Below are 609 nucleotides of genomic sequence, written 5' to 3'. Positions count from 1 at the left end.
TCGGCCTTCGCCAGCCTCGGCATGGCGCTCGGTCCCTGGGCCGGCGGGCTCGTGTTCGACAACTTCCAGCGCTACACATGGCTGCACGCCGGCTCGTTCGCGATCGGACTCGCCGCCGTCGCGGTGGCGCTGAGTTTCCCGACTAGGCGCCGGCCGTCGCTCGATCTCGGCCGCGGTGCGGCCGTCACACCAGGGGCTTTCCGCGGCTAGAGCCAGGGCTCCAGCTGCAAATCGGTCTCCAAGGGAACGTTCGCGCCAGAGGCTGCTTCGGTGTTTTCGACGGGTTTGCCGTTGCGGTCGAACACGCGAACCTTTGACCTGCCACCGAAGTTTCATCCAGTAGCGTTTAGAGTCCGAGTGGGTTTTACGCCGATTGGCGCGGGTGGAGCAACGGGCGATCGGCGGAGCTGGTCGGGGTTGCGCAGCCGATCGCCCGTTGCGGTGAATGTGGCAGCGTAGGCCGCCGGGGTCTGGTATTTCAGCGAGGAGTGAGGCCGCTCACCATTGTAGTCGGCGACCCATGCAGCAATCTTGCTCCGTGCCTCGGCGATGCCAAAGAACAGCGTCTCGTTCAGCAACTCGTCGCGCATCCTGCCGTTGAAGCTTTCG

The 609-nt window shown here is 65.0% G+C and carries 1 protein-coding gene and 1 pseudogene; one reads left to right on the top strand and one right to left on the bottom strand.

From position 1 onward, the window contains the following. Positions 1-210, top strand: a pseudogene (locus tag H1B27_RS39775) (hypothetical protein); the annotation flags it as partial. 122 nt (positions 211-332) lie between these two features. On the opposite strand, the gene H1B27_RS39770 reads toward H1B27_RS39775, so the two are convergent. Continuing rightward, positions 333-609, bottom strand: a 277-nt coding sequence (locus H1B27_RS39770; protein WP_197969789.1) for an integrase core domain-containing protein, incomplete at its 5' end; no start/stop codon positions are given.

This window comes from Bradyrhizobium diversitatis, from assembly GCF_016031635.1.
In the GTDB taxonomy this organism is placed as follows: Bacteria; Pseudomonadota; Alphaproteobacteria; order Rhizobiales; family Xanthobacteraceae; genus Bradyrhizobium; species Bradyrhizobium diversitatis.
The sequence above is the reverse complement of the archived record's forward strand: the minus strand, read 5'-3'. Positions and strand labels throughout refer to the sequence as shown.